This is a genomic window from Bacteroides stercorirosoris (genome assembly GCF_900142015.1).
GTDB lineage: Bacteria > Bacteroidota > Bacteroidia > Bacteroidales > Bacteroidaceae > Bacteroides > Bacteroides stercorirosoris.
Map to the genome: position 1 here is coordinate 99,364 of NZ_FQZN01000017.1, position 23,623 is coordinate 122,986.

The 23,623-nt window shown below is 43.5% G+C and carries 24 protein-coding genes; 10 read left to right on the forward strand and 14 right to left on the reverse strand.

The genetic code is table 11. From position 1 onward, the window contains the following. Position 1: 1 nt before the first annotated feature. Positions 2–892, reverse strand: coding sequence for a helix-turn-helix domain-containing protein (locus BUC01_RS13975; protein WP_025831973.1), 891 nt, complete (start codon positions 890–892; stop codon positions 2–4). A 279-nt stretch (positions 893–1,171) separates the two neighbouring features. Between BUC01_RS13975 and BUC01_RS13980 the strand changes: the two genes are divergently transcribed. Next, positions 1,172–1,735: a flavodoxin gene (locus BUC01_RS13980; protein WP_034524299.1), complete on the forward strand. Its 564-nt coding sequence runs from the start codon at positions 1,172–1,174 to the stop codon at positions 1,733–1,735. 67 nt (positions 1,736–1,802) lie between these two features. Beyond that, positions 1,803–2,645 (forward strand): aldo/keto reductase, encoded by an 843-nt coding sequence (locus BUC01_RS13985; RefSeq protein ID WP_025831970.1) that lies wholly within the window; start codon positions 1,803–1,805, stop codon positions 2,643–2,645. Positions 2,646–2,730: 85 nt separating this feature from the next. On the opposite strand, the gene BUC01_RS13990 is transcribed toward BUC01_RS13985, so the two are convergent. Beyond that, on the reverse strand, positions 2,731–3,081 hold the full coding sequence (locus BUC01_RS13990; protein ID WP_025831968.1) for a HepT-like ribonuclease domain-containing protein: 351 nt from the start codon (positions 3,079–3,081) through the stop codon (positions 2,731–2,733). After that, positions 3,074–3,391 carry a nucleotidyltransferase family protein gene (locus BUC01_RS13995; protein WP_394363908.1) on the reverse strand — a complete coding sequence of 106 codons (318 nt, stop codon included), beginning with the start codon at positions 3,389–3,391 and terminating at the stop codon, positions 3,074–3,076. Before BUC01_RS13995 ends, BUC01_RS13990 begins: the two co-directional genes overlap by 8 nt. Positions 3,392–3,778: 387 nt before the next feature. Between BUC01_RS13995 and BUC01_RS14000 the strand changes: the two genes are divergently transcribed. The 5 genes from BUC01_RS14000 to BUC01_RS14020 all read left to right on the forward strand — a co-directional run bounded on the left by BUC01_RS14000 (position 3,779) and on the right by BUC01_RS14020 (position 7,496). Next, entirely contained in the window at positions 3,779–4,999 is a 1,221-nt protein-coding gene (locus tag BUC01_RS14000) for a sensor histidine kinase (RefSeq protein WP_025831965.1), read from the forward strand. Next, the gene (locus BUC01_RS14005) at positions 4,980–5,741 is read left to right on the forward strand and encodes a LytR/AlgR family response regulator transcription factor (RefSeq protein WP_073314007.1); all 762 of its coding nucleotides are present in this window, start codon (positions 4,980–4,982) and stop codon (positions 5,739–5,741) included. The genes BUC01_RS14000 and BUC01_RS14005 overlap by 20 nt, the downstream gene beginning before the upstream one ends. 127 nt (positions 5,742–5,868) lie before the next feature. Then, positions 5,869–6,306, forward strand: a complete 438-nt coding sequence (locus BUC01_RS14010) for a LytR/AlgR family response regulator transcription factor (RefSeq protein WP_025831963.1) — start codon at positions 5,869–5,871, stop codon at positions 6,304–6,306. A gap of 69 nt (positions 6,307–6,375) precedes the next feature. Beyond that, entirely contained in the window at positions 6,376–6,996 is a 621-nt protein-coding gene (locus tag BUC01_RS14015; RefSeq protein WP_051568778.1) for an energy transducer TonB, read from the forward strand. Positions 6,997–7,112: 116 nt separating this feature from the next. Next, entirely contained in the window at positions 7,113–7,496 is a 384-nt protein-coding gene (locus BUC01_RS14020) for a winged helix-turn-helix transcriptional regulator (RefSeq protein WP_025831959.1), read from the forward strand. Positions 7,497–7,620: 124 nt separating this feature from the next. Here BUC01_RS14020 and BUC01_RS14025 read toward each other — a convergent pair whose 3' ends face one another. Both BUC01_RS14025 and BUC01_RS14030 read right to left on the reverse strand, forming a co-directional pair. Next, positions 7,621–8,307: a potassium channel family protein gene (locus BUC01_RS14025; protein ID WP_025831958.1), complete on the reverse strand. Its 687-nt coding sequence runs from the start codon at positions 8,305–8,307 to the stop codon at positions 7,621–7,623. A 70-nt stretch (positions 8,308–8,377) separates the two neighbouring features. Further along, complete coding sequence (locus BUC01_RS14030; RefSeq protein WP_025831957.1) at positions 8,378–10,207, reverse strand: TrkH family potassium uptake protein; 1,830 nt, start codon at positions 10,205–10,207, stop codon at positions 8,378–8,380. A 134-nt stretch (positions 10,208–10,341) separates the two neighbouring features. On the opposite strand from BUC01_RS14030, the gene BUC01_RS14035 reads away from it, so the two are divergent. Beyond that, entirely contained in the window at positions 10,342–11,709 is a 1,368-nt protein-coding gene (locus BUC01_RS14035; protein WP_025831956.1) for a TrpB-like pyridoxal phosphate-dependent enzyme, read from the forward strand. A 12-nt stretch (positions 11,710–11,721) separates the two neighbouring features. On the opposite strand, the gene BUC01_RS14040 is transcribed toward BUC01_RS14035, so the two are convergent. The 5 genes from BUC01_RS14040 to BUC01_RS14060 all read right to left on the reverse strand — a co-directional run bounded on the left by BUC01_RS14040 (position 11,722) and on the right by BUC01_RS14060 (position 17,617). Beyond that, positions 11,722–13,296, reverse strand: coding sequence for a ClC family H(+)/Cl(-) exchange transporter (locus tag BUC01_RS14040; protein WP_025831954.1), 1,575 nt, complete (start codon positions 13,294–13,296; stop codon positions 11,722–11,724). A gap of 77 nt (positions 13,297–13,373) precedes the next feature. After that, on the reverse strand, positions 13,374–16,121 hold the full coding sequence (locus BUC01_RS14045; protein WP_073314009.1) for an outer membrane beta-barrel protein: 2,748 nt from the start codon (positions 16,119–16,121) through the stop codon (positions 13,374–13,376). 31 nt (positions 16,122–16,152) lie between these two features. Beyond that, on the reverse strand, positions 16,153–16,695 hold the full coding sequence (locus BUC01_RS14050) for a hypothetical protein (protein ID WP_025831953.1): 543 nt from the start codon (positions 16,693–16,695) through the stop codon (positions 16,153–16,155). Positions 16,696–16,718: 23 nt separating this feature from the next. Continuing rightward, entirely contained in the window at positions 16,719–17,072 is a 354-nt protein-coding gene (locus BUC01_RS14055) for a hypothetical protein (RefSeq protein ID WP_025831952.1), read from the reverse strand. Between the two features lie 5 nt (positions 17,073–17,077). After that, positions 17,078–17,617 (reverse strand): RNA polymerase sigma factor, encoded by a 540-nt coding sequence (locus BUC01_RS14060; protein WP_025831951.1) that lies wholly within the window; start codon positions 17,615–17,617, stop codon positions 17,078–17,080. Positions 17,618–18,661: 1,044 nt separating this feature from the next. Between BUC01_RS14060 and BUC01_RS14070 the strand changes: the two genes are divergently transcribed. Then, positions 18,662–18,889, forward strand: coding sequence for a hypothetical protein (locus tag BUC01_RS14070; RefSeq protein ID WP_025831947.1), 228 nt, complete (start codon positions 18,662–18,664; stop codon positions 18,887–18,889). A 376-nt stretch (positions 18,890–19,265) separates the two neighbouring features. Continuing rightward, on the forward strand, positions 19,266–20,363 hold the full coding sequence (locus tag BUC01_RS14075; protein WP_025831945.1) for a DUF4421 domain-containing protein: 1,098 nt from the start codon (positions 19,266–19,268) through the stop codon (positions 20,361–20,363). Between the two features lie 10 nt (positions 20,364–20,373). Here the strand turns inward: BUC01_RS14075 and BUC01_RS14080 are convergent, their stop codons facing one another. From BUC01_RS14080 to BUC01_RS14095, 4 genes are read right to left on the reverse strand one after another with little or no spacing between them, the layout of a single operon-like run. Continuing rightward, entirely contained in the window at positions 20,374–20,550 is a 177-nt protein-coding gene (locus tag BUC01_RS14080; protein ID WP_025831944.1) for a DUF4250 domain-containing protein, read from the reverse strand. Between the two features lie 56 nt (positions 20,551–20,606). Beyond that, the gene (locus BUC01_RS14085) at positions 20,607–22,160 is read right to left on the reverse strand and encodes a carboxypeptidase-like regulatory domain-containing protein (RefSeq protein WP_025831942.1); all 1,554 of its coding nucleotides are present in this window, start codon (positions 22,158–22,160) and stop codon (positions 20,607–20,609) included. A gap of 18 nt (positions 22,161–22,178) precedes the next feature. Beyond that, positions 22,179–23,039, reverse strand: a complete 861-nt coding sequence (locus BUC01_RS14090; protein WP_025831940.1) for a FecR family protein — start codon at positions 23,037–23,039, stop codon at positions 22,179–22,181. Then, on the reverse strand, positions 23,036–23,590 hold the full coding sequence (locus tag BUC01_RS14095; RefSeq protein WP_025831937.1) for an RNA polymerase sigma-70 factor: 555 nt from the start codon (positions 23,588–23,590) through the stop codon (positions 23,036–23,038). The genes BUC01_RS14090 and BUC01_RS14095 overlap by 4 nt, the downstream gene beginning before the upstream one ends. Between the last annotated feature and the right edge of the window lie 33 nt (positions 23,591–23,623).

Sequence of the window (23,623 nt, forward strand, 5' to 3'; positions counted from 1 at the left end):
GTTATGCCCGATACTCATTCGGGCTTACTCCTACTACCTTCTTAAACAAACGGCTCAGATGGTGCGGATACTTGAAGCCCAGTTCATAGGCAACTTCGCTGACGGTTTTATTCTCATCATAGAGCCGTTCCTTTGCTTTCTCTATCACAAAGAGCTGAATGGACTCCTGAGCAGACTTTCCGGTTTCTTTCTTAATCAAATCACCAAAATAATTGGCAGAAAGATGCAGTTTGTCCGCGGCATATTGCACAGACGGCAAACCGACAGTTTGCGGCTGGTCTGATTCAAAGTAGTCACTGAGCAGATTCTCAAAGCGAACCAGGATATCTTTATTCAGGCTTTCACGCGTAATGAATTGGCGGTCATAGAAACGCTGGCAATGGTTCAGCAAAAGTTCAATGGTAGAAGCGATAATGCTTTTACTATGCTTATCTATGGCCCGTTCCAGTTCTTCCTGTATCTCCAGATAACAGTTAAGGATAATCTGACGCTCACGCTCGGACATGTGCAAAGCTTCATTTGCTTCATAAGAGAAGAAACTGTAGTCCTTCATCTTGCGTCCCAATGATGTGCCCCGCAATAAATCAGGATGGAATAGTAACGCCCATCCTTGCGGGTTCAATGTTTCTTTGTCGTCATCGACACCCGCCACCTGTCCCGGAGCGACAAAAACCAGCGTACCTTCCTGATAATCGTAGGTGCTGCGTCCATAAGACAACTCACCACATTTAAGCTGTTTCAGGAAGATACAATAAAAGCCGAAATTCTTGCGCCCGTGCTTTAATGATTTCAGCGTTGAAAAGTCGACCACACTGACGAGCGGATGTAATGTCTCCACTCCCACCGCCATATTATACTCATGAATTGTATTCAACTTTACGATTGCTCCCATATTCTTCTTTGATTTTATCCAATGACAAAAATAAAGGTTTTCTCTTAGCTTCCAAACATCCGCATCATTAAATCTGTAATATTGGTATGAGAAACTGTAATCTGTGCATGCACCTCATTTTCAAGCATTCAAGAAAGATTCTGAAACCGTAATTATGGTTTGCAAAGCAGTAATCTGTCTATTTACAAACACTGTCCCACGGCCTACCTTTGCAACATCAAAAACATAAAGAATAATCCCCTATCTCTTGATAGAGTCAAACTTTAAAATTAGCATAGTATGAGAACAAGAATTATTTCACTAATCGTAATTGCAATGACAACATTAGGTATGAATGTACAAGCACAGAGCTCCTCTACGGACAAGAAAGTATTGGTAGCCTATTTTTCCCGTTCGGGAAACACACGCGCGGTAGCCGACCACATCAAAAGCCTCACCGGAGGAGATATGTTCGAAATTCAGGTGGCCAAGCCGTATCCGGAGGAATACCATGCCTGCACGGAAGTAGCCAAGAAAGAAAAAGAGGACAATGCAAGACCAGCCCTCAAAACCAAGGTTGAGAACATGACATCCTATGACGTCATCTTTGTCGGTTATCCCAACTGGTGGGGAACGATGCCAATGCCCATCCTCACCTTCCTGGAAAGCTATGACCTTAACGGAAAAGTAGTAATCCCCTTTTGCACACATGGCGGAGGCGGCGAACAAAACTGTTTCAAGGATTTCGTGAAGCACATCGGCAAGGCAGACAGCAAGCAAGGCTTCCTTATCGGTGGTGGACAAGCCTCATCCGCCCGTCCGCAAGTAGAAAGCTGGTTGAAAGGACTTAAATTAATACAATAATCTGCAATGTCCGAGGATTAACAGCCCTATCAATTGTTTTTATAATAAACCAATAAAAAGATATAGTATGCAAACTGTAAAATTAAATAATGGCATAGAAATGCCTATTCTGGGCTTTGGCGTCTATCAGATTGAAGACCAAGCCCTCTGCGAACAATGTGTATATGATGCCATCGAGGCCGGCTACCGCTCCATAGATACAGCCGCCGCCTATTACAACGAAGAGGCTGTGGGAAGGGCTATCAAACGTAGCGGAGTTCCCCGTGAAGATTTGTTTATCACTACCAAACTCTGGATATCGGATGCTGGTTATGACAAAGCTAAGAAAGCCTTTGAAGCATCCATGAAGCGCCTGCAACTCGATTACCTGGATTTATACCTCATTCACCAGCCATTCAATGACTATTACGGTTCATGGCGTGCAATGGAAGAATTGTATAAAGAAGGGCGCATCCGCGCCATCGGCGTCAGCAACTTCATGCCTGACCGTCTTGCGGATCTGATTCTCTTCAATGAAATCGTTCCTGCCGTCAATCAGGTGGAGACTAATCCATTCTATCAACAGATTGAAGCAGAAGCATTCATGAAAGAAAAAGGTATTCAGATTGAATCGTGGGCACCGTTTGCCGAAGGAAAGAACGATTTATTCCGGAATGAAACGCTGGCGGCAATTGCAGGCAAGTATCACAAATCTATCGCCCAAGTTGTGTTACGCTGGCTGATACAGAGAAATGTAGTGGTTATTCCGAAGTCCATCCGCAAAGAACGCATTGTTGAGAATTTCAATGTATTCGATTTTGAACTGGCAAAGGAAGATATGGAAAGAATAGCCGCATTGGATACCAAGACAAGTTGCTTCTTCTCCCACCGTGACCCGAAGATGGTGGAATGGTTGGGCGGATTGCACTGATAATAAAAAAAACTCATAAAACTAAAGAGGGCTATTTCAAAAATCAAAGCAGTCCTCTTTAGTTTTAACTATTCTCAAATACTCTTCATTCAGTCTTACTCCTTGCAATAATCATCTCTATTTGAGGAATCAATGTTGGAATTATATTCTTAGCAACATCCCAAACAATCAGATAGTTTACTCCCATATAGTCATGAATCAATTTATCCCTCATCCCTGCCATTTCACGCCACGAAATTCCCTGCCACTGATATTTTATATCTGCAGGAATCTTTTTGGTAGCTTCGCCTATAATCTCAAGGCTACGTGTCACAGCACGCTTCAATGTTTCATCAGAGAGAAATTGATGCATAACAGCATTATCCGGCACAACCGAACGTATATAATTACATTCTTGCAATATATGTTGCAAATATGGAATGTAAGACTTACACATATTCTACCTCATTAAGAATGTGATTTCCAATGTATGGACTAAGCCCTTTAAAAGTCACAATATCCAATTTACACTGTTTAAATACACTTTCCAATTTATCACAAACAGACATAAAATTCTGATAAGTTTCTTTTTCCGGTTGAAAATCAATTAAGATATCAATATCGCTATGTTTCGTATTCTCTCCCCTTACCGTAGAACCAAACAGCCCCAACTTAATTACCCCATACTTGGATAATTCAGATTTTAATTGCGATAACTTACGAAGCACCGTTATTTTATTCATAATCATCTTCTTTAGCTGATGCAAAGATAAATGATTAATCGGAGAAACGGAAACAACAAGCTATTTTTTAAAGTGAGTGACAATCCTTTAAACGACGATATACCTGAAAGTGATATTTTCCTCCCCATTAAAAGATAATTTGCATACAATCTATACTTTTATAGAGTGTTTTAGAAATTGAACAGGTATACAAAACGACTTTTATGCCGATTACTCTATCTGAATACATGATATCTCAATACTGAAAAATGCAGTATTGTAGAGACGATTCACAGCCTATTTTGTCCGTTTCACCGTCTTATTTGAAATAAAACGGATGGATTGATTATTTTTGTCCCGCAAATAACGCAGCGTCTCATGAATATTACATTCCCCCAAAAACGGAGTAATAAAACTGACAGTGATTTTATTATATGGCATTTGACAAAGAATGAATTATTGATTGGACTCACCATATCTGTGATTCTGACTCTTTTTGCCAATTTTGCATTGTTAATGCGACGCTATGATTTAATAATGGACTCAAAAGGAGCCGGCATCACTTGGGAAATAGAGAAATATGATTTCTGGTTTTCCATAGTATGGTTCTGGCTCTTTTCTTTCATTTTATTTATCCTCTACAGGTGGATGTATAAATGGGGAAACATAATATTCCGGCGCAAGGAAGTGAAAACAATAGGGTTTGCAATGGGAATTATTATATTCGTGGCTTTCGGGCTATATCAGGCACATCCTGCATTGAAGAAGATAATCATCATGGAAAAGAAACATGATGCCATTACCTCCTATAATTTCACGGAACACGCAGTTTTTATAACGGAAGTCTCAAAAAAAACATTAGACGTGGCTCCAGATTCCATAACCTCCCCCAATAAGGCACAGATGGGAGTAAGTGCCGTTTTTTCAAGCACCAATTCATACCCTCTGCTGGTAGAGCATATTTTTGTCCTACTGACTATCATGCTAAGCATGCTTTTGCTCCATCTGCTTGATAAAAAGCAAGAAATGACACTGGAATATGAAAAAATAAAAGTCGAAAAACTACAAAACTCATACAATGCACTGATGGGACAAATTAACCCGCATTTCTTCTTCAACTCATTAAACGGACTCAATTCGTTAATCCGCATGAACGAACAAAACAAGACACTTGAATACCTGGAAGAATTATCCAATGTTTTCCGCTATATCTTGCAAAGCAATCACAAAACATTAGTTCCCCTTGATGAAGAACTACAGTTTGCAAGAGCCTATACTTATCTGCTCAGTGTACGTTATGAAAACAAGCTGTTCTTCTCAATCCGGATTGCAGAAAGCTGCCGACAGAAGAGGCTGCCTATTCTTAGTCTGCTCCCGCTTATTGAGAATGCCGTGAAACACAACATCATCAGCATGCAACACCCCCTGCAGGTTGAGGTTTATACAACATCCGAAGATTTATTAGCCGTATCCAATCCTATCCGCCCCAAAATGGAAGAGTGCGTCTGCAACAAGATAGGACTAAAGAATCTTCAGGGGCGCTATCAAATGCTGACCGGAAAAAGCATACGGATAAACAATTCCAACGGATATTTTGTAGTATCTCTTCCATTGTCTGATATATTGGAAATGTATGAAAGCAATAATCATTGAAGATGAAACAGCAGCAGTAAACAGCCTGAAAGCTATTTTACAGCAAAATTCAGTGGCCGACATTGAAGTGGTTGCCGAATTAGAAAGCATCGAAGACAGTATTGAATGGTTTCAAAGTTCATCACCACCGGATATCATTTTCATGGATATTCATCTGGCAGACGGTTTGGCTTTTACTATTTTCGAACAGGTAGAAGTTGCAGCTCCCGTAGTGTTTACTACCGCTTATGATGAGTATGCTTTACAGGCTTTTCAAGTGAGTAGCATTGACTATCTCCTGAAACCTATCACGCTGAATTCATTGGAGCATGCATTGAACAAATTCCTTCTTTTCAATCCAACGGAACGAAGAGAACATATCCTACGAACCAATGCCATGATTGAGAACCGGAAAGAAGTGAAAAAACTGTTGGTTATGCTTGCTGATAAGTTTTATCCGCTCCCGGTAGATGATATCTGCTATTTCTATACTGCCCGGGAAAAAGTTACGGCCCATACTTTTGACGGCAAAAAACATCCGGTAGACCGCACGCTCGACACACTTTATGAGCAATTGAACCAACAGAATTTCTTTCGCGCCAACCGTCAATTCATTATTTCACGGAAGTCTGTCAAAGACGTAGACCTCTGGTCAGGTAACCGGCTTTCCGTCAACTTGTTTATACCCGTTCCCGAACGCATTGTTATAAGTAAGGTGAAAACTCCGATATTCAAAAAATGGATTATGCAGGAAGAGGATTAAAAACATTACCCCGCTCTGTTGTTTGCTTCACCTGCAAAGAATCCCCGTTTGCCGGTACTTAACTTTTGTTAGCTGATATTTTCCTTTAATTTGCAGCAAATGATGAGAATAAATTAAACGAAACATTATGCTGAAATGTATAATTCTCGACGGGGATATTGCCACTCTCAATGAACTGATGGAATATCTGGAAAAGGTTAACCGCTCCCTAACGGAAGTAAATTCACTGTTTACCGCCAATAAGTTTAGCAATCAGTCTATTTTCCTCCGTGACGGAAATCGAATTGTGCGCATCAATCAGGAAGATATTCTATATTTGGAAGGATATGGAGATTACGTCAAAGTACATCGCACAGAAGGAAAGCCTATACTTTCGCAATTAACTTTAAAACACTTCGAAGAATGCCTTGAAGGAGTTTTTTGTCGCGTGCACCGCTCTTATATCGTTTCACTATCCCATATCAATTACATCGAGCATAAAAGAATCCGCATTGAAGGAGCCACCATTCCGATCAGTGATTCTTATATGCCTATATTAATGAGCAAACTGCACATGCAAATATAAGTTGACTCTACCGGCTATAGCACAAATTATAAATATTTTTAATGTATCACATTCTAAAAAAGAATTATCATGATTGACAAAAAGAATTTTAAAATGAGCAGATTAGCATTGTTAGTGCTCTCAACTCTTACCTTAATCTGTGAAACTGCAACTTCTGTCAGAGCACAAGGTTCCAATAACAAAATAAAGGTTTCTACTTCCCATATATGCAGCGCTACCGATTCTCACAATGGCATGCGGGCTATGTTTGCTTTTCTCAGGGAAAATATTGGATATCCTTCAAAAGCAATTGAAGCGAAAATGCAGGGAGATGTGACAGTAGGTTTCACAGTGACTAAAGAAGGCGCTATAACAAATAGTAGAATAACCAAGAAGCTCTACCCTGCTTTAGACATAGAGGTACTTGAAACTGTAAAAAGAATGCCTGCATCGGAATTTGTGGAAAAGAAAGGGCAAAAAGTCGACATGGATTATAAAATCACCATAAAGTTTGCTTTGCCAGACGATACATCACTCACAGAACCTGACGTATCGATTGTGGAAGTGGAAACGGAAGATCTGAAGATGACTCTGATGAGAGGCGAAAAAAAGGATGGAGTAAACAATGCTACTATAGCTACTTACGATTCATCTGTAAAAGATGATACAATTCTAACGAAAACGGTGATTACAACGGTTAGCGATGAATGAGATAAGAACACCTAAACTGATTTAAGAAGCTAACTGTCCAACAATTTAAAAGATTATTTGCATACAATCGGCATATTAGTTACTTTTGTAGAGTGTTTTAGAAATCAAAGCAATATATGAATAGAACAGATATACAAAATGGCTCTTATGCCGATTGCCCTATACGGATGATACTGGCGCGCATCAGTGATAAATGGTCTATACTGACTCTGTTTACCTTGACGCAAGCACCCGTAATGCGGTTTAATGAGTTACAGAAAACAATACCGGATATTTCACAAAAGATGCTGACCGTTACGCTTCGCACATTAGAAGAGGACGGACTTGTAAAAAGACAAATCTATGCACAAGTACCGCCTAAAGTGGAGTATTCATTGACAAACAGGGCAATGTCTCTGTTGCCACATATTAACTCTCTGATTTCATGGGCACAAGAAAACATGAATGATATTATCAATGACAGGAAAATACGCAATCAAAATGTCAAGAGTGCTACATAAAAGTCGGGTGAATGATTATTTGCCCCTACAAGTATCGCCATAATGCATGTAAGGGCGAATAATCATTCGCCCAAGATACACAATGAAATTCCTACAAATTCATATGTCCGATATATAACTTCCTTTATATCGCTTTCCAGAACTTCTGAAAGTCCTTATACCGTCCGTAGCAAACCAACTCGTCGCCAGCCTGTACCTGGTCATTTTCAGGCAATTCATTCATCACGTCATGCTCTGTAAAAGAAATGCCCAAACAATTTTTCAGCGTCTTGGCACGTTTCAATGCCAACAGTTTTAATCCGAATTCCTTGTCCAGATTCAGTTCATTGGCATAATATCCTACCATTTTTTCCGGCACGGTGAACTTTACCACATAATAATCCGTATCTACCCGGAACGTTTCCATATTGGAACCGAATTCCAAAAGATGCACCAGTCCACGGGCAGCATCCTCTTCAGGAGTCAGTATCCGTTCCAGTTCAAAGGCTTCGAGCACGGAGCGATGAACACCATCAATAGCCCTTGCATAGATATGTTTCACCTTCTGTTGTTTCAGCAAAGCCACTACACGGATAGAAGCACCAAAGTTCTCACCGATAGCCACTATCACTACATCCACCCCATTCAGAGGCAGGACAGAAAGTGCCTGCTCGTCCGTTGCGTCCAGCACAAAAGCCGTAGCGATTTTCTCTTTTATACTATCTACACGGCCTGCACTGACATCCGCACCAATCACCTCGTGTCCCAATGCCGAAAGTTCTTCGGCAAGCATGTGCCCGTAATTTCCTAAACCAATAATGATATATTTCATATAAATTGAAAATTGAAAGTTGAAAATTGAAAAATGAGTATCTCCTACTTACTACTAACTACTTACTACTCTAATTAATAATAATCTGCCCGCTCGGATATTGATATTTCGTATGCTTCTTTTGCTTGATGATACCCAGCATCAGCGTTATCAATCCTACACGACCGATGAACATCAGAAAGGCAACAAGCAATTTACTGTTATCACCCAATGTAGGTGTAAGATTCAAACTGGAACCTACCGTGCTCAACGCCGATACACATTCAAACAGAAGTGCCATGACAGATGCCTGGGGTTCCCATATCGTCAACGTAAAAACAAATACAAACAAAACACCGATAGACATCACTACCGTTGCATTGGAACGACGGATTGAATCGTAAGACAACTCGCGTCCGAAGACCTCTACTTTCTCCGTACCGCGAAGTACAGCAACCAGATTCAACACCACAACCGCAAATGCATTCACCTTGATACCGCCCGCCGTGGATTGTGCCGCACCACCAACCCACATCAGGAAAATATAAATAAGAACGCTCTGCACTCCCAACGAAGTCAGATCCACACTGGTAAATCCAGCTGTACGGGGACAGGTTGCATTGAAGAATGCTTGTGTCCATTTATCAGCCACGGACATTCCGGCAAAAGCGCCATTCCACTCAAAGAGGGCAATGAGTACCGTGCCAAGCACCAACAACAGGAAAGTCATAATAAGCACAATCCTCGTATTGAGATTATACAGATGATAAAAACGATGCCTGTCCCACTCCCACGTATGCAGAAATCTCCATATCCGACGCAAATGATGAAGCACAATGTCTTTCAAGTTCACCAATATCGGAAAACCGATACCACCCAGGATAATCAGCAGCGATATATAGATAAGGAATGGATTATGCCCTGTCATCACCAGCGGATTACCCAGATTGCCCGGCAGTGTGGAGAACCCTGCATTACAGAACGCCGAGATAGCATGGAAAGCCGAAAAAGCCACTTCTTCTTCAAATGTCATCCCCATCGTGCCGTGAATGTCGCTCCAGATGGCAAGCATCCCCGCCCCCTCGATGGCCAACGTAAAGCCCAATATATACAGCAAAGTGGAAAGCAGCGAGTTCAATGAATTAGAACTGACCATATCACGAACCACCAACTGATTGTAGAACGAAGTATTACCCATGAAGAACATAGCAAAGAAACTGGTCAGTGTCATTACCCCCAAACCTCCAATCTGTATCAGCAGGATAATCACTACAAAACCGGACGTGGTGAATGTGGACGCCACATCCACCGAAGTCAATCCCGTGACACACACCGCACTGGTGGAGATGAACAGTGAATCTACCCACGAAATACCGTTCATGGTGCATCGCGGCAGCATCAACAACCCTGTTCCTATGAGAATGATAATCAGAAAGCTGACAGCCAGAATCAATGAAGGGTTCGTACGACGCCCCAACAGCCGGACCAGGCCATTGGAAAGATTGAGGAACGAAAATATCAGCAGAAGTACTATGTGATAAAGCTTTCCGTCCAGAAACTCCCAGAAATGCAGGATAGCCCCTTCTTCTTCCGGCCGATGGAAAATGACGGGAATAAGAGTCAGATAGAGCAATATGGTCAGTACCCACGTCAGCCTGTTGAACTTACGCTTCGTATCCTGATATTCCAGCAGGATGCGCAGAGTGATTTCCGTCAGAAAAACGCCCCATACCAACTGATACAAGTGCTGCAATTGTTGAGACTCGTGTTCGGAAATAGTAAAGCCGTGTTCATATACCACTCCCACAATCAGCAGAATAGAAGCCAGGTAGGCTATGTAAGTCATCCCTGCAAGAAAAATCCGGATGTACGGATGAATCCATTTATTCTGATACAAAAAGAATTTGTGATAAATCTTCATGGAGACATCAATTTAAAAATCGGGCAAACATAAGCAAAACAATGCTTATAGACAAAAAACAAAAGAAAAAAGAAATTGTTTTAAAAATAATAGTTACATTTGGCCTCGTAAAAATTTAAATTCAAGTAACCACCATGAGCAACAAGACAAAAAGATTCTTCCTTCCGGAAGAAGAAATTCCACATTACTGGTATAATATACAGGCAGATATGGTAAACAAACCTATGCCGCCTCTTCACCCGGGCACTAAACAACCGCTGAAAGCAGAAGATTTATATCCCATCTTCGCACAAGAACTGTGCAAGCAGGAACTTAACCAGACCGACAAATGGATTGAAATCCCTGAAGAAGTACGGGAAATGTACAAATACTACCGCAGTACTCCGCTGGTTCGCGCTTACGGACTGGAAAAGGCATTGGGCACTCCGGCACATATTTATTTCAAAAATGAAAGTGTCAGCCCGATGGGTTCTCACAAACTGAACTCTGCCATTCCCCAGGCATATTATTGTAAAAAGGAAGGAGTAACCAACGTTACTACCGAAACCGGTGCCGGACAATGGGGCGCTTCACTGGCTTACGCAGCCCGCCTGTTTGGCCTGGAAGCTGCCGTTTACCAAGTGAAAATCAGCTACGAACAAAAGCCTTACCGCCGCAGCATCATGCAGACGTTCGGCGCACAAGTCACCCCGTCTCCATCCATGTCCACCCGTGCAGGAAAAGATATTCTGACAGCGCACCCCAATTATCAAGGTTCACTGGGCACAGCCATTTCCGAAGCCATAGAACTGGCACAGACCACCCCGAATTGCAAGTACACACTAGGCTCTGTACTGAGCCACGTGGCCCTGCACCAGACGGTTATCGGTCTTGAAGCTGAAAAGCAGATGGAAATGGCCGGAGAATATCCCGACATGGTTATCGCCTGCTTCGGCGGCGGTTCCAATTTCGGCGGTATCGCATTCCCCTTCATGCGCCATAAGATTCTGGAAGGCAAGCAAACCCGTTTCATTGCTGCCGAACCGGCTTCCTGTCCCAAACTGACGCGCGGTAAGTTCCAATACGACTTCGGTGACGAGGCCGGTTACACTCCGTTACTGCCGATGTACACACTGGGACATAACTTTGCTCCTGCCAACATCCATGCGGGCGGTTTGCGCTATCACGGTGCAGGTGTCATCGTTTCCCAACTGCTGAAGGACGGTCTGATGGAAGCTGTGGACATCAAGCAATTGGAATCATTCGAAGCCGGATGTTTATTTGCCCAGGCAGAAGGTATCATTCCCGCTCCGGAATCTTGCCACGCTATTGCCGCCGCCATTCGCGAGGCAAACAAATGCAAGGAGACAGGCGAAGAGAAGGTCATCCTGTTCAACCTTTCCGGTCATGGACTGATTGATATGGCTTCTTACGACAAGTATCTCTCAGGCGACCTGGTGAACTACGAACTGACTGACCAGGACATTCAGAAGAATCTGGATGAAATAGGCAATCTGGCATAAGTCATCGCCGCATCAGTATATATTTGCCATACTGACCAGCGGTTCATAGAGTTTTTCTATGTCTTGTGCATCCATTTCAATATCAACCTGGTCCCCCGGAATCAATCGCATTCCGGGGGGCTTGTTGTCTTTACCATCCCGGTGTACATTGATGATAGCGCAATTCTCCGGCAATAACAGTTCATCCACCACCTTGCCATCCATATACGAACCCGTCATTACTTCCACCGAAAGTTTATAACGCTTCTGTTCCTGAAAAGCGGGGGTATTAATCATATCCTCATAAAGGGTCACATTGAAAGGCTTCATCTGAAGAAGTTCTGTGAAATAATAAGTCAATCCGCCCACCACTACCGACGGATAGAACACTTCGAAATGTCCCGTTATCTCAGTAATCAATACAATAGCAGTCAGTGGTGTACGAATCACCGCCACCAGGAAAGAAGACATGGAGATCAGCATCACATAGCTGATATTTTCCGGAGCAATGACACCATATCTCACCCCCAACAGACCAACAATCTGCCCCAGCAAACCACCGGTCACCAAAGTAGGAATGAAGTTTCCGCCCGGCAGACCGGATGAAACAGAAATAACCGTAAAGCCGAAGTGCAACAACATCATCGCCACTATCCACATGATTTGCGAATGGGCACCGGACTGTGCCTGTTGCAGAAGGAAGTTCTCTCCCCCACCCGTCAGATCCACCTGCATAAAGGAAATGATGTAAGCGACCAATAACAGATAGGACATCTTAACGTACACAGGAGACTTCACCGTGGCATATACCCGCTTAAAAGAAACCATTATCAGAGAATAAATCTTTCCACAAACGGATATGACCACAGCCAGCAATAAGAAATACTTTATCTGAATCAGAAATGAAAAGACAGGTTCCGTCACTTGTATCAGATGGTATGAATTGATCGGAAAAACCATGCTTGCCACGGCTCCCGCCACCACACCGGCCAGTAATGTAGTGATTGCGGTTTTCGGAGCATCAAAACGCTCGATAGATTCTATAACAAGGAGCGAAGACGCAAGCGGTGCGGCAAATGCGGCGGCAAGTCCGGCACCTGCACCGGCAGCAAGCAATTGCTTTCTTTCACCCCGCAGAATGCGTGTCCAACGGGCAACGAGGCAACCCACATACGAACCGATCTGCACAGAAGGCCCTTCACGTCCCAGCGACAAGCCTGCGGCAAAAGAGAGGATGCCGCCTGTGAATTTGGATATCATCTCTATGAAGGGGTGTTTATAAGAGATACGTCCGTTTATGGCAGCACGTGTTTGAGGAATACCTCCACCCGTGATAAGAGGCATCTTCATCACCAGCCATGATACGAATATCAATATGCCCCAAAACAATAAGAAAAGCGGAATATGCCAGTACCACGCCGGACGGGAAGAAAAAAACTCACTGCGGAGATGAAAGAAATAGTATAGGCAATAATGGTAAGGAACGGCGACAAGCCCCGTCAGCAGTCCTACGAAGATACTGACGAAGTACAGGCGTGCGTCAACCAATTTCAGTTTGACGACATACCATGTCCTTAGTTTTTTCAAGTCTTTGAGCCTTTGAAACATTCCCCAGGGTTTTCTTTTTATCAATTCAGGTATCTACAACAATTTAACCCTGTTGAAGTTTTGAGGCTTTACGTTTTTTACTTTTTCCCCATCATATTCAATCGTAGAATAGCATGCACCATAAAATAACGGCCCAACACGTTATAGTCCGTATCACGTATAGCAGTGGCTGAGATGGTACGCACCATAGAAATTTCCTGATGGAGGATATCATAAAGTTTAAAACGGAGCAGTAATTGTTTCTTTTTCAAGAAAGACTTCGACAACTGACAATTCCATATCAGATTCTTCCGGCTGTTACTGTCATATCCATATCCCGTACGAAGAAAATAAGTGATATCACTACTGTACTCAAATCCCCAGGGGAGATAATACTGCAAGTCTCCTCCAAGCTGATAATCGAATGTCTCCGTTCGCATATCTTTCACATTATTGTACGAGTTATTATACAGTACTTCACCCCGTGCGCTCAATTCAAGCTGCCGGGTGCGGAAAGTCAGTTGCAGACGTTCACGCGCGGTCAGGTGTTGCACGGAACTTTTCATGGGCTCTTCCTTATTCTGGGTGGTATATCCGTTCTGATTTCTGAATTGTAAATAAGAATAAGTACGGAACAGCCAGTTGGGATTCTTAAAAGGTCCGTTCAATGAAAAAGCCCCCGATGCCCTCCAATTCCCATTCATATTAACGGGCATCGTAGTTCTGCCTCCCGTTTCACTGTCGTAAGTGACCTGATTCGTCACACTGTTGAGCACATTCTCCACATAAAGCGACACAACCATATTGCGCTGACGTTTCGCATTATACGAATTATAATTCAGCGTAAACGTATTTGTATATGAAGGTTTCAAAGCAGGGTTACCAATGCGGACATTCAACGGATTGGACCTGTCAGCCACCGGTTGCAAATCACGGACACCGGGTTGACGTCCCCTTCCCCTGTATATGGCCTGCAACTGCGTGCGTTTAGAAAACTTATAACGGAAGTTCAGCGTCGGCGAAAAGTTAAGGACGGTTTTTCTCATCCGGTGCTTGGCTACCTCATCCAGAAAAGAGCGGCTGTCCAGCTTCTGAGGCTCCAAATCGACACCCACATTATAGTTATACTTCTTTCGGGAAGAACGGATAGCCATATTGAAGAGATGCGTACTGTATTGGCTCTCAAAACTATTGCTTGCCAATGTATCATAATCAGCGACAAAATCATCCATGCCAGCGTCCCAGTTATAGACAAAACGGTCAGAGCCGGTCACCCGATACTGATAGCTGTAGCGGAACTGGAGGAAATAACGGTTAGGCAAAGGTTCTACATACACCAGTTGCAAACGGTAATTATAACCGTCTCCTTCATCATCCATCCGCTGATTCACAACTTTCTCGGTATCATTTTTGAAGTAATGGGTAGTGGAAAAGTTTTTCCTGTCAGCAGAAGAGGCGTTTGTTCCATAATCCACCTTCAGAGCCAGGTTTCTTCCCTTCCGGCTGAACTTACGGTTAACCTGCAACATAAATGTCAGATTATACTGAGAATTATCGTAAAGATTGGAAGCAGTCCTCTCATTCAGCAACGTCTCGTCCGACCAACTTTGCTGATATCCACCGTTCTTTCTGTCACTCGCACTATAACGGTATTGCGGGCGGAATACCAGATTGGTCACCGAATCTATCTTCCACTCCAGGTAAGCATTGGCCGTCAGATTGTGGTTTTTCGTACGATTATTGTTGGAACTGCGGGTAATCGATTTATCCTGTTTCAAGAAGTTATCCACCGTAGCACGGCTATCCTCCGAACGGTCTATACCCGTATATTGTATATTCGAGCGAAGTTTCACTCTATCCCAGTCATGGCTCAAATTCATGCCCAAAGAACGTGAGGTAACCAGCCCCACTCTATTCAGAATATTTCCACTGGCAGCAGACGACTCCCGTTGCAACTCCGAGAACCCTTGATTGTTGGTATTATTCAGATTGCCGATAATGGTAAGTTGGGAATTATCCCGGAAACGGTTCAAAGTGTTGGCAAGTTCGTAGCGTTCTTTGCTGCCTGCACCCGCCATAAAGTTATTCATCCACCCTGTTTTCATATCCTTTTTTACCGACAGGTCAAGTATCATTTCTTCGTCCCCGTCGTCAATTCCCGTCAAACGTGCCAAATCGGACTTACGTTCATAAGCCTTCAGTTTTTCCACCATTTCCACAGGGAGATTTTTCAAAGCGGCTTTCGGGTCATCAGAGAAAAACTCTTTGCCATCTACCAGTATTTTTCTGACTTCTTTGCCATGAATCAGCAGTTTGCCATCTCCGTCAATCTCACCACCGGGCAACTGTTTCACAAGATCTTCCAGCATAGAGCCTTCGGGGGTACGATAGGCCGAAGCATTAAAGACCGTCGTATCCTGTTCTGTGACTGCCAAGGGGGCTTTACCCACCACTACCGTCTCACTCAATAAGAAGCCATCGGAAAATAGTGCAATATCCCCCAGATTCTGTGAAGTACCTCTGAATGAAGAAGGAATAGGTTTTGAAAAAGTAGTGTAACCGATGAAAGAAATCTCCAACAACAGTTTCTTATCTTTCGGCCAGACAACCGGTATCTTAAATTTGCCATCATCCGTTGTCGCTACGCCTGCAACGAAAACACTGTCCGGCAAAGTCAGTAAACGCACTGCCGCATACCCTACCGGTTGCTTCGTATCCCTATCAACAACACGACCGGCAAAGTTTCCTTTGCCGGATTGCGCATTAGCAGTCATACCCGACCACAACAGAACAACATATAATAATACGCTTTGGAAAGTCAGATATATACGCCTGCCATGCTCCATTCGTGTTTCTCAAGTAGGGTTAATGAAAATGTTACTTACTATTTGGAGCTGGTCTTCCCGCTACCGGTCTTTTTCCTTGTCCGTGCTTCTGGCCTTTTCTCCTGTCAAATTCTTTTCTAAATTTATTCGCATTGTTCTTCTCCGTCTGATAAATCTTCATGATTTGTTTGGGAGCCAGAATCTTGCGGAACTCATTGTAATACTTTTCGCGAACGTCCAGTATCTTACGGCTCTGAGCAAACTGGTCCTTGATCTGCTTTTCTATTTCCGCATCCGTCGGCACAGGCTTCGGAGTTTGTTTGGCTTCCGCATTGTTATTCCTCATCCGGCCTTTGCGGTTCATCATCCGGCATTCACGCAATTCTTTCAGATAATTCTCGTAAACCGGAGTGAACTTAGCTGCCGTAGCATCATCCAGCATCAACGTTTTCACCATCAGATTTGTCTGTCTCTGCATCATCTGTTCGGGCGTAGGGCGTTGTTTGTTATCCTTATTATCCTTGTTCTGTGCAGAAATCGTCTGGCTACCCATCAAAAGAACAGCCAAAAGTACATAAATAAACCTTGTTTTCATAAATTTCTTGTTTTAATTAATACCTAATTCAAAAATATATCATTTTCAGAAAAGTTGACGAGCTCTTCCAACTCCTCATCCGACAATTCATAAATCCATTTATCCGCCGGATCGCTACTGCTCCTTTCTACAGCCAGCATATCCGAAGCTCCGTTAGTAACATCTCCTGTGTGGAAATAAGACGGGATAAACAATACTCCGGCCAACACCGCCGCTGCCGCTATCGCAGCAGAGAACAATATTTGCAGGCGATGCTTCCGGCGCTGCCCTCCATACGTGCGTTCCATCACCTTTTGCTGCATATCCTCAAAGAAATTATCAGGAGTGCGGTAAGGCGTTTTTTTACCTATATCATCAAAATCAAATTCTTTATCCATCGTTCTTATCTGTTTAAGATGTATTCTTTTATTTTTTCTTTCGCATAGTGATAATTCACTTTGAGAGTATCGACCTTGCTATCCAGTATGCGGCTGATTTCTTCATAATCAAGCTCATCGTAATAGCGCAGGTTGAATATCAACCGTTGTTTTTCGGGCAAACTCAGTATGGCTTCCTGAAACTTGACCGCCAACTCATTTTCATAATCAATGTAGTCGGAGGCTTTCAGTTTACCAATCAGTTCTTCCTGCACTTCTTCCGACGGAATGGCTTCTTCATTCTTCCGTGTGTTCAGCAGGCGCAGGCTTTCGTTTGTCGCAATCCTGTAAATCCAGGTACTCAATGAGCTTTCGCCACGAAACTGCTCCCAACCGCGATATACCCGGATGAAGACTTCCTGAAGAACATCTTCTGCATCCTCATGCGACACCACCAAACGCCGTATATAATAGTATATAGGTTCCTGGAAGTTATCCATCAGCATTTTAAAACCCGTCTTGGGGTCGGAAGCATATACCTGCCGGATCTTATCCTCGTTTATCATCAATTCTGTTTCTTAGCTTTGTTAGGTTAGAAACATAAAAAGAGACGAAGTTAAATCGGAAAGTTCACTTTTTGCATTTATTAAAAGAGTGGTTAAAAATAAAGCAGAATACATTACTTCTATTTGAAGTATTTTTGCACATTATACAGGCCTTGCTTCTTTACTTTGCATTGCTTTATAATAAGTAATGTAGTATTGCAACTGTGTTGCAACGTTGCTGCTTATAGTTTGCAGTGACGTTGCATATAGCTTGCAGTAATACTGCATATGCTTTGCAGTGATGCTGCATGTGCTTTGCAGTAACGCTGCACCTGTCTTGCAGTAACGCTGCACCTGTCTTGCAGTAACGCTAAATCATTTAGTAAGGGAGATGAAGTGACGATAGCTGACTATCAACACTCATCTTGGTAATTGAAATATATTGTAATATGGGTTCCCACTGCGATAAATATCATTAGAAAAGTCCTTTTATGCACAATATAGGGGGATTGTCACATAGTTGCAAAATGCGGGTTATTTTTCTGATTTACAGCAGTGTGTGCTCGGAAGTGGTTTGGAAATCAGTGTTGACAAAACGTTTGTCGTCACTTATAAGCACATTGTCGTCACTGCCTTCAAACCCCGACAGGCAAAGGGTTTGAAGGCTATTAGTGCTGAAGTGCTGACAAATATTGAAAAAACTCGATTGAATGACCTGCTTATTACTAATCACTTTTGTTTCTTTCTGTAGGGATTTGAACAGAGCAGGCATTCATTGCGCAGCTCAAGGCTGAAAGCCTTTTATCTTATAGCCCAGGGCAACGCCCTGGGAATTGAGTAATGTTTATCCCTGCGCCCTGTAAGGGCATAACAGTACACACTGGCTTTTGCCCTTACAGGGCGTAAGATTGTGGGGTACAATTCATTCCCGGGGCGTTACCCCGGGCTATAAGATGAAAGCCTTTCAGGCTTGGGCTGCGCTAAATTATCATTTGATTCCTTTTTATACAATTATGAACAGAATAACAATAGCATAACGTATATTTGCAGAAAAAACAGTTCATTATGAGAGACCAAGCAGTATTAGTACGCAATGCGGTTAAAAATGAAATTCCCGCATTTGCACTGATCGGAAAAGACAAGTTCGCATTACAGACTTTAGAATACTATTATGCGCTGGCAAAAGAAGAATGCAGCGAAGAATTCCTTAAAGATTTAAGGGATTTGATAGACAACGATTTCAAGAAGTTCAAGGAAGAAAATCCAGAGAAGATTAAGGTGCCTGATATGTAACGGATGGACTATGGACGAGTCCGCAATATGCCATAAAAAAAGGCTATCTATCCCAGACAGCCAATCTTTTTGTTAACCTTAAATCTAATACTATGAAAAACACATTGCAAAGATACGGACTTTGGGGATATCTCCAAATTTTCAGCTCCGGACAGGCGTTTTTATAACATGGTTTAATAAGTCTGATGACCTTGTTAACTTCTCAAGTCCGTTGTGTTAAAAATTAACATGAGCAAAAACTAAGATGAAACTAAACTGCAAGATTATTGGATATATGCAAAAGAATTGTTAAATTCGCAAATAGAACGATTGCACTTTTTTCCTTTTACTTTGTTTATAGTATAAAGATGCGAAGTATTCATTTAAAATAAGGTTGATGTTGAAAGGAGTTATCTTCTGGTTGTGCATAGTGCTACCTCTCGCTTTGTTTGCGCAAAATGAGAGGAATGACTCCATCATGCATGATAGCCTCACCACCGGCAAGCAACAGGGAGGCTTTATGAAAGCTATAAAGAAGTTCCTCAACTTCAATGACTTCGACACCACCTACATAAGCCCCAACCGTTACAACTACGCCTTAATGCTGGACCACTTCACGAACTACGAGTATTACTCTGTAGGCACGGGTGCTCCCGAACCCCAGCGACTCCGCTTCACACCCAACCCTCATAACAAGATAGGCGCTTACTTCGGATGGCGCTGGATATTCTTAGGATGGTCTGTCGATACGGACGGACTTATCGGAAAGAAAAGCGGAAAAAACAGAGGGACGGAGTTCGATCTCAGCCTTTATAGTTCTAAATTAGGGGTAGATATATTCTACCGCCGTACAGGAAACGACTACAAGATACACAATGTGACAGGCTTTTCCGACCGCATCCCGTCCAATTACTCGGAGGACTTCAACGGCTTGAAAGTGAATATGAAGGGACTGAATCTATACTATATCTTCAATAACCGCCGTTTCTCCTATCCGGCTGCTTTCAGCCAGTCCACCAATCAACGCCGGAATGCGGGTTCACTCATAGCCGGACTCTCCGTGTCTACGCACAATCTGAAGTTCGATTACACAAAGTTGCCCGAAGTCATCCTGGAGACGATGAATGCCGGCATGAAAGTAAGACATATAAAATACACGAACATCAGCCTCAACTTCGGTTATGCTTACAACTGGGTGTTCGCACGCAACTGCCTTGCTTGCCTGTCACTCAGTCCGGCAGTCGCCTATAAGACCTCACGCATTGAAAAGGAGGCAGAAGAGCCAAGTGACTGGTACAAAAACTTCAATATAGACTTTATATTGCGGGCAGGTGTGGTGTACAACAACAGTAAATACTTTGTCGGTACCTCGTTTCTGGGCAGAACGTACGATTACTATCGGGATAATTTCTCACTGAACAACGGATTCGGTACACTGCAAGTATATGCCGGATTCAACTTCTATCTGAAAAAAGAGCACCGGAAGAAGAAATAATCACCGGGAATTACCAGAACTTATTATGTTCGGCGCTATATTCAAATCCGACGGACTGCAACAGTCCTACAATCATTTCCTTACTGACATTCATATCATCGCAAAGTTCGTCCAGCGAAGAATAACAATCACGCAGTTTCATGTTGATGAAGCTGAAAAGCATCATCGGGTCTTTAGGCAATTCCATTTTTTATACTAATACTTATTGATTCCGGCTGCAAAATTACAACTATCCGTATAATCTTACTCCTCCTGCGGGCCTATTTTTTCTATCTTTAACGCTACCTGCTCTATAATCTTGCTGAGTCCTTCCTCCAATGGAATGACATTGAAGTCCTCCCAGAAGTCTTTATCATATTTGTATTCTTCTTCGGCAAGAACCGTACGTGTCGGCAGCCTTTCGGCACGCGGAAAACGCACCACGTTCTCATTATCAACCCTGCACGTCACCATCTCGAACCAGGTATGCAGGATAGGATTACTGAAGAAAGCACGTTTCCGTTTCATCCTGAAGTACTGGTCACCACGGATATGATGAATATAATAAGTCCCGTTCCAGGGCTTGTAAGAGATGGTATATACTATCTTCTGAGCTGTAAGGTTTACTTTGGGCGCCTGGCGGACCACAAAAATACGTGTAGCTTTCTTGATGTGTTTAGGCTGCATCTCGATGCGTGCCTGCACCAAAGCTCCATTTTCCGAGTCGATGTACAGCGCTCCACAATAAAGCGGCTCCTTGACTGTGTGCCTTTGCTCAAAATAAACCACATTGACGCAACGGTCGTCTATAAAAGCGATGTCACCGGAGGTATATACATAGGGATTGTCCACTGCGTCAACAGAGAAGAAGTCCGGCAAATCTTTCATTATGTCCAGTTGTAGGCAAGCCTGGATGCCGGCCCTTATCTTAGCTACCAGGCTATCCGTACTTTCCCGGTTGTCAATCCGGCTCATCTTCAAGAGTTTCACCTGGTCGAAAGCATTTTTCTCCTTCAAAGAAGTTTTGTAGACCTTGAATACAGCTTCCGTCAGACTTTGGAATTTATTCTTCAACTGGACTCCCTCACGATAGAACGTGGTCAGATAGACGGGGTCCAATGAATAGTTTTCCTCGCGGCGTTCCAGCATTTCCCGCAACAGTTTCTTGGGTTCCACCAGCCTTATCAATACTTCCTGCAAAGGAACCACCTTAGGTTCCAGATTCAACACATTGTCGCGGCCAACCAACGTAGCCGCCTCAATGCTTTGCGCCATATATCCCAGATGGGAAAAAGAAAGGTTGCTGCTTTTCAGGGAGTCCGGCAAATGAAGCCGGAACTCCCCGTCTTTATTTGAAACATTACCTATTGAAGTTCCTTGAATTATGACTGACGCATTGGGCACAGGTTCACCCGTTTCCTTATCCCGCAAAACACCGGTGATAGTGGAGAAAGCAAATTGAATAACCACCGGGGGCTTTTCTGTCCTTACAACCCTTTCAGCAGGAGGCAGAATCAGGATATGCTGTCCTATCACTTTCAGCTCCAATGCTTTGTTGCCTATTATTTCATAAATGGCCTGCCGGACGGTACATTTCTGCCCCTTCGTCTTCACTACGGCATCATTATTCACCACCTTGCTGTCATAGACAAAAAGATATCCGGACTGCTCCGAAACTTTCCCCAGCAAGGCATATACCGTCCCTTTCATCCGTGGCAACCTGATGACACGTTCCAGCACATCTCCCCCATCCGCTTTCATGTTGCCGATGATGAAAAGCAGTCCCAAAAGGATGACGGGGAAACGGTGCTGTTTCATAGTTTTACAAATTAGAATCTATCGTTCGGACAAAATCAATTTATCACCTTCGCGGGAACACTTCAGAGTAAGTGCCCAACAAATCAGTTCAGCCACCGCTTCGGGCGAACTGTCTTCAAATTCGATAGTCAGCTTCCGTTTTCCTAAAGCTGACGAACCGGCCTTTATCTGCAAGGCAGAAGCTTCCGCATTTACTACTCGCAGGACATCTTCCAGACACTCGTCCTTGAAACGTATATTCCGGGTATAGCGCCCGAATGCATCGAAATCTGTCGTCTCGCTCAACTGCAACTGTTGCGCCTGTAACGTCACTGTTTCTCCTGCATTCACAAACACGCTTTGCCCGCCTTGCTTCATAGAAACCTTCACCTTGCCCCGCTGTACGGACAGTTTGAAGGGGCCATCCTCGTGACTACGGACATTGAAAGCCGTGCCCAGGACCTCTATCCGCACCTTCTCTGTTTCAATAAGGAAAGCTTGCGCCTGCTTTTTAGCCACATCAAAAAAGGCTTCTCCCTGCAGGTTGACCATTCTTTTGTCCGTAGCAAAATGTTCGGGATACTGTAAAGTGCTTTCCTGTGCCAGATAAACAACCGAGCCGTCTTCAAGGGTAGTGACCAGTGTAGACGACTCCCGGTTCTCTTGTGTCACCAGATTCAAATCTACATCCCCACTTCCCGGCACAAACCACAAGGCGGACGCCAGCCAGACAAAACCCGCAATCACGGCAGCCACCATCGTTCCCCATTTCAGGAGAAGCGTGCGGCGCACTGCACGTCCTCGTCCTGCCTCTGCCAACAGGTGGTCTTCATTCAAACGGGCATACAAACGTTCCCATGCCTCATCCGTCTTCGTCCTATTTTTATTCACTTCAATCATCTCGTAAGAATATAATTATCAATTTCATTTCGTAAGGTCCGGAGCGCTTTCGTCATCTCAGCCTCTACCGTCTTGACGGACAGAGAGAGCAGCGAGGCAATCTCCGTATATTTCTTTCCCTCCATGCGGTGCATTTCAAAAATCCGCAGTCTCCGTCCGGGCAGTTTATCGAGGGTGTGACGAATCAGCCCCTGCAACTCTTCATACTCCAACTGCCGATGAGGATCGGACGCCTGCTGAGCAGTGGCATCACTTGCCAATACATACTCCCGATACCGCTCCTTGACCTCCTTGTGCTGGCAGTATTGAAGAGCCTCATTGCGCACGGCCTTGTACAGATAGCTTTTTACGGACTGGAAAATCTGCAAGTGTTCCCGGTCTTTCCAAAAGACGTAAAACAATTCTTCCACAATTTCCTCAGCCGCCTCCATCTCTCCCGTAATGCCTGCGGCATACCAGCAAAGAGGGGAATAGTAACGGCGGAAGATTTCCTCAAACGCCTTTATATCGCCCTCTTTTACTTTAGTCAGTATGAATAGTTCATTCAGCATATCCCGGAATTATTGTGGTCTCCAAATATAAGC

Excerpts from the sequence above, each read along its gene's own strand:
- BUC01_RS14015 (WP_051568778.1), top strand. The coding sequence starts at position 6,376 with ATGATTGACAAAAAGAATTTTAAAATGAGCAGATTAGCATTGTTAGTG.
- BUC01_RS13980 (WP_034524299.1), top strand. The coding sequence starts at position 1,172 with ATGAGAACAAGAATTATTTCACTAATCGTAATTGCAATGACAACATTA.
- BUC01_RS14005 (WP_073314007.1), top strand. The coding sequence starts at position 4,980 with ATGAAAGCAATAATCATTGAAGATGAAACAGCAGCAGTAAACAGCCTG.
- BUC01_RS14055 (WP_025831952.1), bottom strand. The coding sequence starts at position 17,072 with ATGGATAAAGAATTTGATTTTGATGATATAGGTAAAAAAACGCCTTAC.
- BUC01_RS14050 (WP_025831953.1), bottom strand. The coding sequence starts at position 16,695 with ATGAAAACAAGGTTTATTTATGTACTTTTGGCTGTTCTTTTGATGGGT.
- BUC01_RS14025 (WP_025831958.1), bottom strand. The coding sequence starts at position 8,307 with ATGAAATATATCATTATTGGTTTAGGAAATTACGGGCACATGCTTGCC.
- BUC01_RS14070 (WP_025831947.1), top strand. The coding sequence starts at position 18,662 with ATGAGAGACCAAGCAGTATTAGTACGCAATGCGGTTAAAAATGAAATT.
- BUC01_RS14085 (WP_025831942.1), bottom strand. The coding sequence starts at position 22,160 with ATGAAACAGCACCGTTTCCCCGTCATCCTTTTGGGACTGCTTTTCATC.
- BUC01_RS13975 (WP_025831973.1), bottom strand. The coding sequence starts at position 892 with ATGGGAGCAATCGTAAAGTTGAATACAATTCATGAGTATAATATGGCG.
- BUC01_RS14080 (WP_025831944.1), bottom strand. The coding sequence starts at position 20,550 with ATGGAATTGCCTAAAGACCCGATGATGCTTTTCAGCTTCATCAACATG.
- BUC01_RS13985 (WP_025831970.1), top strand. The coding sequence starts at position 1,803 with ATGCAAACTGTAAAATTAAATAATGGCATAGAAATGCCTATTCTGGGC.
- BUC01_RS14075 (WP_025831945.1), top strand. The coding sequence starts at position 19,266 with ATGTTGAAAGGAGTTATCTTCTGGTTGTGCATAGTGCTACCTCTCGCT.
- BUC01_RS14035 (WP_025831956.1), top strand. The coding sequence starts at position 10,342 with ATGAGCAACAAGACAAAAAGATTCTTCCTTCCGGAAGAAGAAATTCCA.
- BUC01_RS14060 (WP_025831951.1), bottom strand. The coding sequence starts at position 17,617 with ATGATAAACGAGGATAAGATCCGGCAGGTATATGCTTCCGACCCCAAG.
- BUC01_RS14010 (WP_025831963.1), top strand. The coding sequence starts at position 5,869 with ATGCTGAAATGTATAATTCTCGACGGGGATATTGCCACTCTCAATGAA.
- BUC01_RS14030 (WP_025831957.1), bottom strand. The coding sequence starts at position 10,207 with ATGAAGATTTATCACAAATTCTTTTTGTATCAGAATAAATGGATTCAT.
- BUC01_RS14095 (WP_025831937.1), bottom strand. The coding sequence starts at position 23,590 with ATGCTGAATGAACTATTCATACTGACTAAAGTAAAAGAGGGCGATATA.
- BUC01_RS14040 (WP_025831954.1), bottom strand. The coding sequence starts at position 13,296 with ATGTTTCAAAGGCTCAAAGACTTGAAAAAACTAAGGACATGGTATGTC.
- BUC01_RS14045 (WP_073314009.1), bottom strand. The coding sequence starts at position 16,121 with ATGGAGCATGGCAGGCGTATATATCTGACTTTCCAAAGCGTATTATTA.
- BUC01_RS14090 (WP_025831940.1), bottom strand. The coding sequence starts at position 23,039 with ATGATTGAAGTGAATAAAAATAGGACGAAGACGGATGAGGCATGGGAA.
- BUC01_RS14020 (WP_025831959.1), top strand. The coding sequence starts at position 7,113 with ATGAATAGAACAGATATACAAAATGGCTCTTATGCCGATTGCCCTATA.
- BUC01_RS13990 (WP_025831968.1), bottom strand. The coding sequence starts at position 3,081 with ATGTGTAAGTCTTACATTCCATATTTGCAACATATATTGCAAGAATGT.